Origin of the sequence: Methylobrevis pamukkalensis (assembly GCF_001720135.1) — a bacterium.
Lineage (GTDB): Bacteria > Pseudomonadota > Alphaproteobacteria > Rhizobiales > Pleomorphomonadaceae > Methylobrevis > Methylobrevis pamukkalensis.
The window spans coordinates 19,549-32,678 of record NZ_MCRJ01000036.1 but is presented as its reverse complement, the minus strand read 5'-3'; the positions used below and the strand labels follow the sequence as shown (position 1 = coordinate 32,678).

Here is a 13,130-nt window from a genome sequence, read left to right as displayed (position 1 = left end):
CTCCGGATTACCCTTCTCCCCCACGGGGAGGAGGTGGCCGGCAGGGCCGGATGAGGGGGCCTGCAGCCTCTCTTCCTGCATTCTGCTCCCTCATCGCCCTCCCCCATCGAAGACCCGCCCATGACCAAGTCCCGCGCCGATCTCTTCGCCTTCCTCGACACCCTCGGCATCGCCCACGCGACCGTCGAGCATCCGCCGCTCCACACCGTGGAGGAAAGCCGGGCCCTGCGCGGGGAACTGCCCGGCGGGCACGCCAAGAACCTGCTGGTCAAGGACAAGAAGAGCCGGGTGTTTCTCGTGGTGGCCCGCGAGGATCTGCCGCTGGATCTCAAGCGGCTTCACGGGGTGATCGGCGCGCAGGGGCGGGTCAGCTTCTGCTCGGCCGACCAGATGTGGGACCTGCTCGGCGTGAAGCCCGGCTCGGTGACGCCTTTCGGCGTGATCAACGACACCGCCCACGCGGTGACCGTGGTGCTCGACGCCGGCCTCGTCGCGCTGGACCCGCAGAATTTCCACCCGCTGGAAAACACCGCGACGACCACGATCGCCCGCGACGACCTCCTGCGCTTCCTCGAGGCCGCCGGCCACACGCCGGTCATCACCGAGCTGCCGCTGCAGGAGGCCGGGACGGACGCGGCCGCCGAGGCCTGACCCTCGGGCCTGACGGGCCGAGGCCCTCCCGTCCTGCATATCCGCAGCTCGCCCATTTGTAATCGCCGCGGCTTTGCGCCAAATAAGGGCCGACGACCCGAGCGGTCACCCCGAACCAGCGGAACAGGATCCATGAGCGGACCGACCTTCACCCTCGGCAACAGCCTCGGCGGCCCGGCGACCGCCTCCGCCCCCTCCAGCCTCCAGAGCGGGTCGCCGGCGGGCAGCGATCTCATCCGGGACACCACGACCCAGACCTTCATGAAGGACGTGATCGAGCCCTCGCGCACGGTGCCGGTCCTCGTCGACTTCTGGGCGCCCTGGTGCGGCCCCTGCAAGCAGCTGACGCCGATCCTGGAAAAGGCCGTGACGGCGGCGGGGGGCAAGGTGCGGCTCGTCAAGATGAACATCGACGAGCATCCGCAGGTCGCCGGCCAGCTCGGCATCCAGTCGATCCCGGCCGTGATCGCCTTCGTCGACGGCCGGCCGCTCGATGGCTTCATGGGCGCCCTGCCGGAATCGCAGATCCTGCAGTTCATCGAGAAGCTGGTCGGCCCGATCGGCCCCAGCGACGTCGAGGAGATGCTGCGCGTCGCCGCCGAGACCATGGCCGAGAAGGATTTCGCCACCGCGGCGGAAGTCTTCCAGGCCGTGCTGGAGGAGGAGGCCGAGAACGTGCCCGCGCTCGCCGGCCTTGCCCGCGCCCTGATCGGCCTCGGCGCGCTCGACGAGCCGAGGCGACGCTCGCCCGCGTGCCGAAGGCAAAAGCCACCGACATCGCCGTGACCGGCGCGCGGGCCGAGCTGGAGCTTGCCCGCGTCGCCGAGACGCTGGGCGACGCCGCCGATCTCGCCCGCAGGGTCGAGGCCGACCCCGCCGACCATCAGGCCCGCTTCGACCTCGCGCTGGCGCTCAACGCCCGCGGCGATGCCAAGGGCGCGGTCGATCACCTGGTCGAGATCGTCAAGCGCGAGCGGACGTGGAACGAGGAAGCGGCCCGCAAGCAGCTCGTCCAGTTCTTCGAGGCCTGGGGGCCGATGGACAAGGCGACGCTCTACGGCCGCCGCCGTCTGTCCGCGGTTCTCTTTGCCTGAGGACAGCCCGGGAAACGGCGCCGGAGCACGCTCCGCGCGCCGTCTCCCGTCGTCCCGCGCGGCTTTCGAGTGCGCGCGCCGCAGGCAGGGTCTCGATCCCGGACCCCTGCGCGCTAGATGAGTGAGGGACGGCGACAGACGCCGGCCGCAACGCCCCGATGGCGGGCGGACGGCCGGACACCCGCCAAAGGCGGAGGAGAGCACCCATGAAGATCGGCAACGCGATCTACCGCAACCCCGCGGATCTGCCCGGGGAAATCCCGGTTTTCCCGCTCGAGGGCGCGCTGCTGCTGCCGCGCGGCCAGTTGCCGCTCAACATCTTCGAGCCGCGCTATCTGGCAATGATCGACGCCGCGATCGCCGGCGACCGGGTGATCGGCATGATCCAGCCGGTGCCGGACGGCGAGGACGGCGGCGCGCTCTGCGAGGTCGGCTGCGCCGGCCGGCTGACGTCGCTGACCGAGACCGGCGACGGGCGCTATCACATCACGCTCACCGGCATCGTCCGCTTCAAGGTCGTGGCCGAGGTGACCGACGGCACGCCCTACCGGGTCTGCCGGATCAGCGCCGAACCGTTTCCGGCCGACTTCGATGTCCGTTCCGGCGAGGGCGCGGTCGACCGGGACCAGCTGCTGCGCACCTTCGAGGCCTATCTGGAGGCCAACGACCTGCAGGCCGACTGGGACGGCGTGGAGCGCGCCTCCAACGAGGCGCTGGTCAATGCGCTGTCGATGATGAGCCCGTTCGGGCCGGCCGAGAAGCAGGCGCTGCTCGAGGCGCCGGACCTGAAGACCCGCGCCGACACGCTGGTGGCGATCACCGAGATGGCGCTGGAGCGGCAGAAGGGCGACGGCGCGCCGCCGCTGCAATGACGCCGGGCGCGGACGGGCCCGAGGCGAGACCGGGGGAGACGGGCATGACGGAAGGATCGGGCATGACGGACGGGTCGGCGGACGAGACCAAGAACCGGCGCGGCAAGGTCGATCCGCGCCTGCTGGAACTGCTCGTGTGCCCGCTGACCAAGACGACCCTGTCCTACGACGCGGGCCGCCAGGAGCTCGTCTCGCGCTCCGCCCGCCTCGCCTTCCCGGTCCGGGACGGCATCCCGATCATGATCCCCGACGAGGCGCGGCAGCTGGGCGAGGACGAGTAGAGCAGCGCTGGCTTGATCGCCACCTGTCAGACAGAAGCCTGACGGCCTCGGCACGACCTCTCCACCGTCATCGTCCGGTCAGGCCGGCGAAGACGATCGGGAGGTGGACATCCGCCGGCACCCGGCTCCCCGCCCTTCCGAACGCCGGACCGCCCTCACCGGTCGACGGGAAAGCCCGCCTGGTGCCAGGCGCCGAGACCGCCGTCCATGTGGCTGTCGTGCGGCAGGCCAAGCGCGGCGGCGAGGCCGACCGCCTTGGCCGAACGGCCACCGGCAAGGCAGTGGAACACCACCGGCTTGTCGTCCGGGAGTTCGGGGGCAAGGTCGACAAGGCGCGACAGCGGCGCGTGGATCGCGCCCGGAATGCGCGCCTGCGCCCACTCGTTGTCCTCGCGCACGTCCACGAGATGGATCTCGCCCCGCTCGTGCAGGGCGAACACCTCTTCGGGGCTCAGCGTCTTCATCGGCGTCAGGCCGCGCGGCGCGGCACGGGCAGCGCCGGCGTGTCCGACACCACCTGGGTTTCCTCGCGCAGGCGCTCGGCCTCGCTCTGCCAGCGCGCCGCATCGCGTCGATTCTGGCGGGCGGCGCGGCGGAAGCGGCCCTGCCGCGCCCAGACGGCGATGCCGCCGATCACCACGCCGGCCATCAGCATGGCGAAGAAGACGCCGTAGAGCGGCACCGTCAGCGTCAGCAGCGGCGTCGCCGGGGTCACCGGATCGAGGATGATCGTCACCGGCTGGTTGTTCACCATCGCCAGCGCGATGATCACGACGGCGATCGGTCCGACGATCAGCAGCCAGAGAAGAAATCGCATGAAAATCTCCGTTACGGTGTCCGTCGGCCGAGGTTTGGAACCCTGGCCTTGAACGCATCATTCCCTGATAGGCGAGGCGGGGCCAAGAGGGCAGCGCCGCGGCGGAGAGAGAGTTGTTCCGCACGGCGCAGCGACGGACCGAATCCCACGCCGGCAAGAAGCGAACCACGCGCCGCCCGGACGATGACCGCTCCGTCAACGCGCGAGCCGCCGGTCCTGTTCGCCGGGGCTGCCGCAATCGGTCCGTCCGCGCTCAGCCTGCGTTGAGGCGCTCGCGCATTTCCTTGCCGGTCTTGAAGAAGGGCACGTGCTTCTCCTCGACCTCGACCTTCTCGCCGGTGCGCGGGTTGCGGCCGATCCGGGCCGGACGGCTCTTCACCGAGAAGGCGCCGAATCCGCGCAGTTCGACGCGGTCGCCGCTGGCCATGGCCCCGGCGATCGTGTCGAGGATGGTGTTGACGATGTTCTCGATGTCGCGCTGGTAGAGGTGGGGGTTCTGCGCGGCGATGCGCTGAACCAGTTCCGACTTGATCATGCGGTGGCCCCCTCCGGACAATTCTTCTTCTGATGCCGAGACTTGAGGATGCCGGACCCCGGCCGGAGCGTCAAGGTATCGATCCGGAAACGGTCGCCTCGCCGCGCGCGAATCATGCCCGCTCGCGCGGCGGGGTTGTCCGCCGGACGCTCAGCGCGCCTGGAGATCCGGATGCCACAGCGAGACGAGACCGGCGAGCGGCATCTGCCCGGCCGCAAGCTGGCCGACATCGACGCCGACCAGCGCGCCGATCCGGGCGGCGGCATAGCCGAACAGCGAGAAGCCGTCGTCCTCGCGCTCCGGTGTCCAGTCCACCACCGGCAGGTCCGCGGAGACGTCGCGCGCCTCCTCCAGCCAGGCGACCGCCTCGTCCTCGCCGCCGATGGCGTCGACGAGCTTCACCGCCAGCGCCTGCCGGCCGGAATAGACCCGCCCGTCGGCAAGGCGCAGCGCCTCGGGCCGCTCCAGCTGGCGCCGCTCGGCGACGATGTCGACGAACCACTGGTAGGAATCGTCGACGAGCGCGGCCATGGCTTCGCGCGCGCCCGGCGCCTCCGGGCCGAAGGGCGAGGGCTCGGCCTTGAGCGGGGCCGACTTGATGGTCCTCACCTCGACGCCGAGGGTGTCGAGCAGCCGCTCCACATTGCCATACTGGAAGTAGACGCCGATCGAGCCGGTGATCGAGGTGCGGTGGGCGACAATGTGATCGCCGGCGATCGCGACCATGTAGCCGGCCGAGGCGGCCAGCGTGCCGACGGTCGCCGCCGTCGGCTTCTTCTCGGCCAGTTCGCGCAGCGCCACATAGAGCGCCTCGCCGCCCGTGGTCGAGCCGCCGGGCGAATCGATGGCGAGAATCACCCCCTCGACCGCCTCGCTGTCGGCGATCTCGCCGATCATCTCCACGAGATCCGGATCCTCGAGGATCACCCCGCCGATGCTGATGCGGGCGATCTGCGGCGTGGCGCCGCCGGCAAGGCCCGTGCGGTCGGCAATCAGGGCGACGGCGCCGAGCGCGATGACGGCGGCCAGCACGAAGGCGCTCGCGCGCCAGAGCACCAGCCGGCGCCGGGTGCGGCGGCGGTCGACGATCAGGTCGGCATCGAGCGTCATGGGGTCTTCCTTGCATCCGGAACGTGATCGGCCGAAAGGCACCGATCGTCCGGCACGATAGCCGAGACGGCCGGCCACGCAACCGGGAACGCACGGCCGCCGCGCATGAAAGTGGCGGGTGGACGCGCCGGCTGCCGGGCGGCTCGGGCACGGACGGTATTCGTCAGGGAGCCGGCGGTCACTCTCTGGGGGTTGGCGGCCGCCATCAACGAGCGCGCAGTGGAACGGACCCGCTGCTTCGCCTCACACGGCCGATCGAAGTGCAGATCGAAATGAGCGGCAGATGAAGCCGCGACTTGCCGGCCGCACCCTCTCTTTCGTCTTTGCCGGGCCTGACCCGGCAACCCAATGGCCTCTCCGCGGGCAGCAATCTGCAGACTAGGCAGGGTTTGGTTCCGATCGTGATACTTCGGAGGCCGCACAGCCATTGGGTCGCCGGGTCAAGCCCGGCGATGACGGAGTGAGGCTGAAGTTCCCAACGATCCGCGGTCCTTGCCGGCCCCGACAGCAGCGCCGCCAGGCCAATCGTGACGACGCGGGCAGGTCATGCCCATGGAAATCGCGCTGCACGCCCGGATGGGCGGACACGGACGCGGGCGAGGGTGACGCCCGAAGGACGGCGCGAAGAACACGAACGAGAGTGCGAAGACCGGATGAAAAGGCCGCGCCCACCAACAGCAGCGCAGCAACTGCCGCGCAAGAAACAGGGGCGCCACGCGAAGTGACGCCCCGTTTGCAATGACTTGCCGACGCGGTCGGCTGAAGTCAGGCCAGCTTCCTGAGGGAAGCCAGTCAAATCGCCCAGACGCTGAGGTACTGGGTGGTACTTGTGATCATGATCCAGGATGTTGCTTGCGTCAAGTCTTGTCATTGTCATGTCGCAGCGCAGCAAATGTACGGATCGCCTCAACGAGACCTTTTCGTCATTGGGAAGCGTCCATTCCCCTCGTCAGATCAGGATCTTGACCGGCGGAGGCGGACCTTGGCGACAAAAATCGCGGCACCGGACGAATCCGGCGTTGCCGCGACGCGCCGGCGGCGGCAGTCTGCGCCGCAAGGCGACCGGGGCGGTGCGATGCAACCGCCTCGATGACAGGCGCCAGATGCCCGGGAGACCCTGCCATGACCGAACCGCGCACGATCCTCACCGATGCCGACCTGCCGGTCTGGCGCAGGCGGCCGGAGCATCGCGCTTGGCTGATGCGGCAGGGCAATGCCATCCTCGACTTCGCGCAGCAGGCCTCGATCGATCCGCGCGGCGGCTTCTTCGAGCTCGACGCCGACGGCCGGCCGATGCCGGGCGCCCGCCAGATCCACACCACCACGCGCATGGTCCACTGTTTCGTCATCGCCGCCCTGCTCGGCCGGCCGGGCGCGGCCGACGTGATCGACCACGGCCTGACCTATCTGTGGAGCGGCCACCGCGACGAAAGCCATGGCGGCTACATGTGGTCGCTGCAGGACGGGCAGCCGGCCGACGACAGCAAGCAGGCCTACGGCCACGGCTTCGTGCTGCTGGCGGCCGCCGGCGGCAAGCTGGTCGGCCACCCGCTCGCCGACCGGCTGTTCGCCGACGTCGCCGAGGTGCTGGACCGCCGCTTCTGGGAAGAAAACCACGGTGCCTTCGCCGAGGAATTCGCCCGTGACTGGTCGCCGATCGGCGGCTATCGCGGCCAGAATTCCAACATGCACCTGACCGAGGCGCTGATGGCCGCCTTCGAGGCCTCCGGCGAGGGACTGTTCCTGTCGCGCGCCGAGCGGGTTGCCGAACTCGTCATCGGCCGCCACGCCGCCGGCAACGGCTGGCGCCTGCCGGAGCATTTCCACGCCGACTGGGAGATCGACCGCGCCTATCGCGGCGCCGACATGTTCCGCCCCTATGGCACGACCCCGGGCCACTCGCTGGAATGGGCCCGGCTGCTGCTCCAGCTCTGGGTGCTCGGCGGCAGGCGCCACGACTGGATGGTCGGCGCCGCCCGGGCGCTGTTTGCCTGCGCGGTCGAGACCAGTTGGGACAAGGCGCACGGCGGCTTCTTCTATACGCTCGACTGGGACGACACCCCGCGCAACACGGCGAAACTCTGGTGGCCGGCGGCCGAGGGCATCGCCGCCGCCGCCTTCCTCGGCGAGCATGATCCGAGCGCCTTCCACGAGGACTGGTATCGCCGGATCTGGAACTTCACCGACCGCCATTTCATCGACCATCGCCGCGGCGGCTGGTTCCCGGAACTCGACGAAACGCTGAACCCGGCCCAGACGCTGTTTGCCGGCAAGCCGGACGTCTACCATTCCCTGCAGGCCTGCCTGATCCCGCTCTATCCCGCGACAGGCAGTCTCACCGCCGAGATCATCCGCGCGCAGCGGGACGGCTGACGGACGCCCTCGGATGCCAGACCTCTGCCACGCCCTCGCTGGACGGGGCGGGCGGCCATCCTATATGACGACCTTAGCAATTCCGGCCGTCGCCCGCCGCCGTCCTCCGAGCACAGGTTCCCCTCCATGACCGAGCAAGCGCCCCCCGTCGCGGAGGAAGACCGCCGCCTGATCGTGTTCGGGGCGCTGCTGGTGATGATGCTCGCGGCCCTCGACCAGACCATCGTCGCGCCCGCGCTGCCGACGATCGGCGCCTCGCTCGGCCATCCGGAATGGCTGTCGTGGGTGATCTCGGCCTATTTCCTCACCGCCACGGCGGTGACGCCGCTCTACGGCAAGCTCGCCGACATCAAGGGGCGGCGGCTGGTGCTGTTCGTCGCCATCGGCATCTTCGTGGTCGGCTCGGTGCTCTGCGCCGCGGCGCCGAACATGGCGCTGCTTGTGGTCGGCCGCGCGGTGCAGGGCCTTGGCGGCGGCGGCCTGATCGCGCTCGCCCAGACCATCATCGCCGACGTGGTGCCCCCGCGCGAGCGACCGCGCTACATGGTCTACATCACCGCCGTGTGGGCGCTCGCCAGCATCGCCGGGCCGGTGGTCGGCGGCCTGTTCGCCCAGCATGTCCACTGGTCGCTGATCTTCTGGGTCAACCTGCCGCTCGCGGCCGTGGCGGTCTTTGCCACCAACCGGACCCTGAAGAAGCTGCCGATCCAGCGCCGCGACCACAGGCTCGACGTCGGCGGCGCGGTGCTGGTGGTGACGGCCACGGTCGCCCTGCTGCTGGCGCTGACCTGGGGCGGCACCCGCTTTGCCTGGCTGTCGGCGCCGATCGTGACCCTGATCGGCGGATCGCTGCTGCTGTTTGCCGCCTTCGCGCGCCATCTGGGGAAGACGCCGGAGCCGCTGATCCCGCTGCATGTCCTCGCCAATCCGGTGGTGGCGATGGCGACCGCGGCGGTGTTCTTCTCCATGGTCTCCTTCGTCGGCCTGTCGGTCTACCTGCCGCTCTACATGGAGATGCTGCACGGCCTGAACGCCGGCGAGGCCGGCATCGCGCTGGTCGCCTTCATGATCGGCACCGTCACCGGCGCCAACACGGCGGGCCGCTACATGGCGCGGATCCGCCACTATCGCCGGCTGGCGGTGGGCGGCTCGGTGCTGGCCGTCTGCGCGCTCGGCGCCATGGCCGCCACCGCCGCCGACGCCTCGTTCTGGGCCATGGAGGTGATGACCTTCGTCGCCGGCGCCGGCATCGGCACGCTGTTTCCCGTCGCCACCATCTGCGTCCAGAATGCGGTCGAGCCGAAGGACCTTGGCGTCGCCACCGGCACCCTCTCCTTCATGCGCGCGCTCGGCTCGGCGATCGGCGTCGCGGCGCTGGGCGCGGTGCTGCTCGGCCACGGCGTCGTCGAGGCGATCGGCGAGGGCGCCGGCGTGTCGCAGGCCGCCGAACGCACGGCGGCGGGCGCCGCCTTCACCACCCTGTTCCTCGCGGCCGTCGCCTCGCAGCTGCTCGGCCTCTGCTTCCTCCTGATGATGCGCGAGTTGCCGCTGCGCGGTGCGGCGCAGTCGGCCGTGGCGGAGTGACACCGAGCACGGAGTGCGAAGGCAAGCCCGACCGGGCGCCGGCCGATCAGGTCGTAACCTCTGAGAGTCAGCGCTCGCCGCGCCGGTAGGGCTGCATCAGCGCCTGCGGCACCCGGGCGCGCCGCGCCATGATCACGAGGGCGACGATCGACATCACGTAGGGGATCATCAGGAACACCTGATAGGGCACGGCATTGCCGACCACATGCTGCAGCCGGAGCTGCCAGGCGTCGAACAGCGCGAACACCAGCGCGCCGATCACCGCCCGCCCCGGCCGCCACGAGGCGAAGACCACCAGCGCGATCGCCACCCAGCCGCGTCCCTGGATCATCTGCGGAAAGAACGAGTTGAACGCCGACAGCGTCAGATAGGCGCCGCCGACGCCCATCAGCGCGCTGCCGGCCACCACCGCGCCGATGCGCACCCGGATCGGGTCGATGCCCTGCGCCTCGGCGCCGTGGGGATTTTCCCCGACCATCCGCACCGCAAGGCCGAGCGGCGTGCGCGCCAGCATGTAGGCAAGCACGCCGGCCGCGGCGAGGCCGAGATAGGTCGGCGCCGTCTGGCTGAACAGCGCCTCGCCGAGGAAGGGCAGGTCCGACAGCCAGGGAATGTCGAGCGGCTGGAAGGCGACGATGGTCGGCGGCGCGACGACGTCGGCAGCACCAGGCGGAAGATGTAATAGGTCAGGCTGGTCGCCAGCAGGGTGATGCCGAGGCCGGAGACATGCTGCGACAGGCCGAGCGGCACCGTCAGCATCGCATGCAGCAGCCCGAACAGCGCCCCGCCGGCGGCGCTGCCGCCAGCCCGGTCCAGAGATCGCCGCCGGTATAGACGGTCAGCCAGCCGATCATCGCCCCGAAGGTCATGATCCCCTCGATGCCGAGATTGAGCACGCCGGCCCGCTCGCACAAAAGCGCGCCGAGCGTGCCGAACAGCAGCGGCGTCGCGATCCGCAGCACCGCCGCCCAGAGGCTCGCCTGCCCGAGGATCTCGAAGGCCTCGGTCATGGGCGGGCCTTTCGGGGGCGTCGTGGTTGCGGCTCCCCCTCTCCCTGTCCCTCCCCCTCCAGGGGGGAGGGGACGATGAAGGTGCGGGCGACGTTCCCTGCCAGCATTTCGCCGAACCGAAGCACCGGCTTTGCGAAAGCCGCCTCGATCCGGCGTCCCCTCCCCCCTGGAGGGGGAGGGACAGGGAGAGGGGGGAGCCGCAACCACCGAGCTCCCTGAACTGTCCCGAACGTGACGGTGAACACGCCCCCCATCCTCACCTCCTCACCCGGTAGGTCGCCAGCAGCAGGGCCACCAGCATCGCCAGCAGCGACAGGGCCACGATCACGTCGGCGATGAAGCTCGGCACGCCGAGGGCACGGCTCATGCCGTCGGCGCCGACGAAGATGCAGGCGACGAACAGCGCGGCCAGCACCACGCCGGCCGGATGCAGGCCCGCCAGCATGGCGACGACGATGCCGGAATAGCCGTAGCCGGGCGAAAGGTCGGTGGTGACATAGCCCTTGAGGCCCATCACCTCCAGCGCCCCGGCAAGGCCGGCAAGGCCGCCGGAGAGACAGGCGGTGATGACCAGCACCCGCGTCACCGGAATGCCGGCAAAGCGCGCGGCAGCCGCATTCAGCCCGACCGCCCGGGACTCCAGACCGATCCGCGCCCTGGCCGCGAGGAACCAGACCAGCAGCGCCATCGCCACCGCGATCGCAAGGCCCGCGTGGAGCCGCGAGCGCGGCAGCAGCTGGGCAGGGCATAGTCGCGGGCGATCGGCACCGACTGCGGCCAGCCGAAGGCCATCGGGTCCTTCATCGGCCCCTCGATCATCATCGAGACGAACAGGATCACCACGAAATTGAGCAGCAGCGTCGTCACCACCTCGTCGACGCCGAAGCGGACCCGCAGCGCCAGCGGGCCGAGCAGCAGCAGCAGGCCGGCGGCGGCCCCGGCCAGCATCATCAGCATCATGTGCAGCACCGGCGGCAGGCCGAAGCCGTGGGCGCCGAGGGCGGCGGCGGCGAGCGCGCCGAGATAGAACTGGCCCTCGCCGCCGATATTCCAGACCCGCGCCCGGAAGGCGACGGCGGCGGCCAGACCCGTCAGGATCAGCGGCGCAGCGCGGGTCAGCGTCTCGGTGACCGACAGGCGCGAGCCGAAGGCGGAGACGAACAGCTGGGCATAGGCGTCGAGCGGGCTGACCCCGGCGGCGGCGATCAGCAGGCCGGCCAGCAGCAGCGCGACCGTGATCGCGATCAGCGGCGCGGCGAGCGCCAGGGCCAGCGGCACGTGGCTGCGCCGTTCAAGCCGCATGAATGCCCTCCTCCCAGAGGCCGGCGATCATCAGCCCGAGGCGCTGCGCATCGAGCCCGCCCGCGGCAAGCGGCGCCGAGAGCCGGCCCTTGACGATCGCCTGCACCCGGTCGGCGAGCGCCAGCACCTCGTCGAGATCCTCCGAAATCAGCAGCACCGCCGTCCCGGCCTTGCGGGCGGCGAGAATCTCGCCGTGGACGGCGGCGATCGCCCCCTCGTCGAGGCCGCGGGTCGGCTGGTTGACGACCAGCACGCGCGGATTGCCGGCGAGATTGCGGCCAAGGATCAGCTTCTGCATGTTGCCGCCGGACAGCAGCCGGGTGCGGGTGCCCGGCGAAGCGCCGCGGATGTCGAACCGCTCGATCAGCCTTGCGGCAAAGCTCCTGGCCGCGCCCTCGCGCATGAGGCCGTGGCGGCAGACGGCGGGGTCGGCCAGCCGCTCCATCACGGCATTTTCCCAGACCGCCAGTTCGCCGACGACGCCTTCCGCGTGGCGGTCCTCCGGCACCCGGCCGATGCCACGGGCGACGAAGCCGCGCGGCGTGGGCGCAGGAACGGCCACGCCGTCCACCTCGATCCGGCCGGCGGCGGGGCGCAGGAGGCCGGAGGCGAGCGCGCCCAGCGCCGACTGGCCGTTGCCCGACACGCCGATGATGCCGAGGATCTCGCCGGAGCGGACCTCGAAGGACACGCCCTCGAGCCGGCGGCGCCCGCCCTCGACCACGTCGACCTCGCGGGCGGCCAGCCGGACCTCGCCGGGCATTTGCGCCTCGCGCGTCGGCCGGGCGACGCGCCGGCCGACCATCAGCTCGGCAAGCTCCGCGCGGCTGGTCTCGGCCGTGCGCCGTTCGGCGACCACCTTGCCGCCGCGCAGCACCACCACCCGCGAGGCCGCGGCCATCACCTCGCCGAGCTTGTGGGAAATGAAGATCAGCGACAGGCCGCCCGCGGCCATGGTCTTCAGCGTCGCGAACAGGCGCTCGGCCTCGGGCGCGGTCAGCACTGCGGTCGGCTCGTCGAGGATCAGCACCTTCGCATCGCGGTAGAGGCTCTTGCAGATCTCCACCCGCTGGCGCTCGCCGACGGAGAGGTCGCCGACCCGCGCATGGGGATCGACCGAAAGACCGAAGCGTTCCGACACGGCGACAAGGCGCGCGGCGCCGGCCCGCCGGTCGGAGGCAAGCCGCGTCAGTTTCTCGGTGCCAAGCATCACGTTGTCGAGCACCGTCAGATTGGCGGCCAGCGTGAAATGCTGGTGGACCATGCCGATCCCGGCGTCGATCGCCGCGCGCGGCTTGCCCGGCGGCAGAGCTGCACCGAAGGCGCGCACCTCGCCGGCGTCGGCGGTGTAGTGACCGAACAGGATGTTCATCAGCGTGGTCTTGCCGGCGCCGTTCTCGCCGAGCAGCGCCAGCACCTCGCCGCGGCCCAGCCGCAGCGAGATGTCGTCGTTCGCCAGCAGCGATCCGAAGCGTTTGGTGATGCCGGACAGTTCCAGCAC

Annotated in this window: 10 protein-coding genes and 3 pseudogenes; 6 read left to right on the top strand and 7 right to left on the bottom strand. The window is 70.5% G+C overall.

Annotation, left to right across the window (positions count from 1 at the left end; all coding sequences use genetic code 11):
• The first annotated feature begins 120 nt into the window (after positions 1-120).
• The 4 genes and pseudogenes from A6302_RS08035 (at position 121) to A6302_RS08020 (ending at position 2,898) form a co-directional block, all read left to right on the top strand.
• Entirely contained in the window at positions 121-651 is a 531-nt protein-coding gene (locus A6302_RS08035) for a prolyl-tRNA synthetase associated domain-containing protein (RefSeq protein ID WP_069306605.1), read from the top strand.
• A 261-nt stretch (positions 652-912) separates the two neighbouring features.
• Positions 913-1,745 (top strand): annotated as a pseudogene (trxA, locus tag A6302_RS08030) (thioredoxin).
• 206 nt (positions 1,746-1,951) lie between these two features.
• Entirely contained in the window at positions 1,952-2,617 is a 666-nt protein-coding gene (locus A6302_RS08025) for an LON peptidase substrate-binding domain-containing protein (protein WP_069306604.1), read from the top strand.
• Between the two features lie 62 nt (positions 2,618-2,679).
• Positions 2,680-2,898 carry a Trm112 family protein gene (locus A6302_RS08020; protein WP_069306603.1) on the top strand — a complete coding sequence of 73 codons (219 nt, stop codon included), beginning with the start codon at positions 2,680-2,682 and terminating at the stop codon, positions 2,896-2,898.
• A 155-nt stretch (positions 2,899-3,053) separates the two neighbouring features.
• Here A6302_RS08020 and A6302_RS22065 read toward each other — a convergent pair whose 3' ends face one another.
• The 4 genes from A6302_RS22065 to sppA all read right to left on the bottom strand — a co-directional run bounded on the left by A6302_RS22065 (position 3,054) and on the right by sppA (position 5,360).
• Positions 3,054-3,362 (bottom strand): rhodanese-like domain-containing protein, encoded by a 309-nt coding sequence (locus tag A6302_RS22065; protein WP_069306602.1) that lies wholly within the window; start codon positions 3,360-3,362, stop codon positions 3,054-3,056.
• 5 nt (positions 3,363-3,367) lie between these two features.
• The gene (locus tag A6302_RS22060; RefSeq protein WP_069306601.1) at positions 3,368-3,715 is read right to left on the bottom strand and encodes a LapA family protein; all 348 of its coding nucleotides are present in this window, start codon (positions 3,713-3,715) and stop codon (positions 3,368-3,370) included.
• Positions 3,716-3,968: 253 nt separating this feature from the next.
• Complete coding sequence (locus A6302_RS08005) at positions 3,969-4,250, bottom strand: integration host factor subunit beta (protein WP_069306600.1); 282 nt, start codon at positions 4,248-4,250, stop codon at positions 3,969-3,971.
• Positions 4,251-4,400: 150 nt separating this feature from the next.
• Complete coding sequence (gene sppA / locus A6302_RS08000) at positions 4,401-5,360, bottom strand: signal peptide peptidase SppA (RefSeq protein WP_069306599.1); 960 nt, start codon at positions 5,358-5,360, stop codon at positions 4,401-4,403.
• Between the two features lie 1,122 nt (positions 5,361-6,482).
• Here sppA and A6302_RS07995 point away from each other — a divergent pair.
• Positions 6,483-7,733: an AGE family epimerase/isomerase gene (locus tag A6302_RS07995; RefSeq protein ID WP_069306598.1), complete on the top strand. Its 1,251-nt coding sequence runs from the start codon at positions 6,483-6,485 to the stop codon at positions 7,731-7,733.
• A gap of 126 nt (positions 7,734-7,859) precedes the next feature.
• Positions 7,860-9,317 carry an MDR family MFS transporter gene (locus A6302_RS07990; protein WP_069306597.1) on the top strand — a complete coding sequence of 486 codons (1,458 nt, stop codon included), beginning with the start codon at positions 7,860-7,862 and terminating at the stop codon, positions 9,315-9,317.
• A 67-nt stretch (positions 9,318-9,384) separates the two neighbouring features.
• Here the strand turns inward: A6302_RS07990 and A6302_RS07985 are convergent.
• The 3 genes and pseudogenes from A6302_RS07985 to A6302_RS07975 all read right to left on the bottom strand — a co-directional run bounded on the left by A6302_RS07985 (position 9,385) and on the right by A6302_RS07975 (position 13,130).
• Positions 9,385-10,327 (bottom strand): annotated as a pseudogene (locus A6302_RS07985) (ABC transporter permease).
• Between the two features lie 256 nt (positions 10,328-10,583).
• Positions 10,584-11,629: pseudogene (locus A6302_RS07980) on the bottom strand (ABC transporter permease).
• Complete coding sequence (locus A6302_RS07975; RefSeq protein WP_245293982.1) at positions 11,619-13,130, bottom strand: ABC transporter ATP-binding protein; 1,512 nt, start codon at positions 13,128-13,130, stop codon at positions 11,619-11,621. The pseudogene A6302_RS07980 and the gene A6302_RS07975 overlap by 11 nt, the downstream one beginning before the upstream one ends.

Coding starts and splice junctions, on each gene's coding strand:
- sppA (WP_069306599.1), bottom strand. CDS start 5,360: ATGACGCTCGATGCCGACCTGATCGTCGACCGCCGCCGCACCCGGCGC.
- A6302_RS22060 (WP_069306601.1), bottom strand. CDS start 3,715: ATGCGATTTCTTCTCTGGCTGCTGATCGTCGGACCGATCGCCGTCGTG.
- A6302_RS08020 (WP_069306603.1), top strand. CDS start 2,680: ATGACGGACGGGTCGGCGGACGAGACCAAGAACCGGCGCGGCAAGGTC.
- A6302_RS07995 (WP_069306598.1), top strand. CDS start 6,483: ATGACCGAACCGCGCACGATCCTCACCGATGCCGACCTGCCGGTCTGG.
- A6302_RS08025 (WP_069306604.1), top strand. CDS start 1,952: ATGAAGATCGGCAACGCGATCTACCGCAACCCCGCGGATCTGCCCGGG.
- A6302_RS08035 (WP_069306605.1), top strand. CDS start 121: ATGACCAAGTCCCGCGCCGATCTCTTCGCCTTCCTCGACACCCTCGGC.
- A6302_RS22065 (WP_069306602.1), bottom strand. CDS start 3,362: ATGAAGACGCTGAGCCCCGAAGAGGTGTTCGCCCTGCACGAGCGGGGC.
- A6302_RS07990 (WP_069306597.1), top strand. CDS start 7,860: ATGACCGAGCAAGCGCCCCCCGTCGCGGAGGAAGACCGCCGCCTGATC.
- A6302_RS08005 (WP_069306600.1), bottom strand. CDS start 4,250: ATGATCAAGTCGGAACTGGTTCAGCGCATCGCCGCGCAGAACCCCCAC.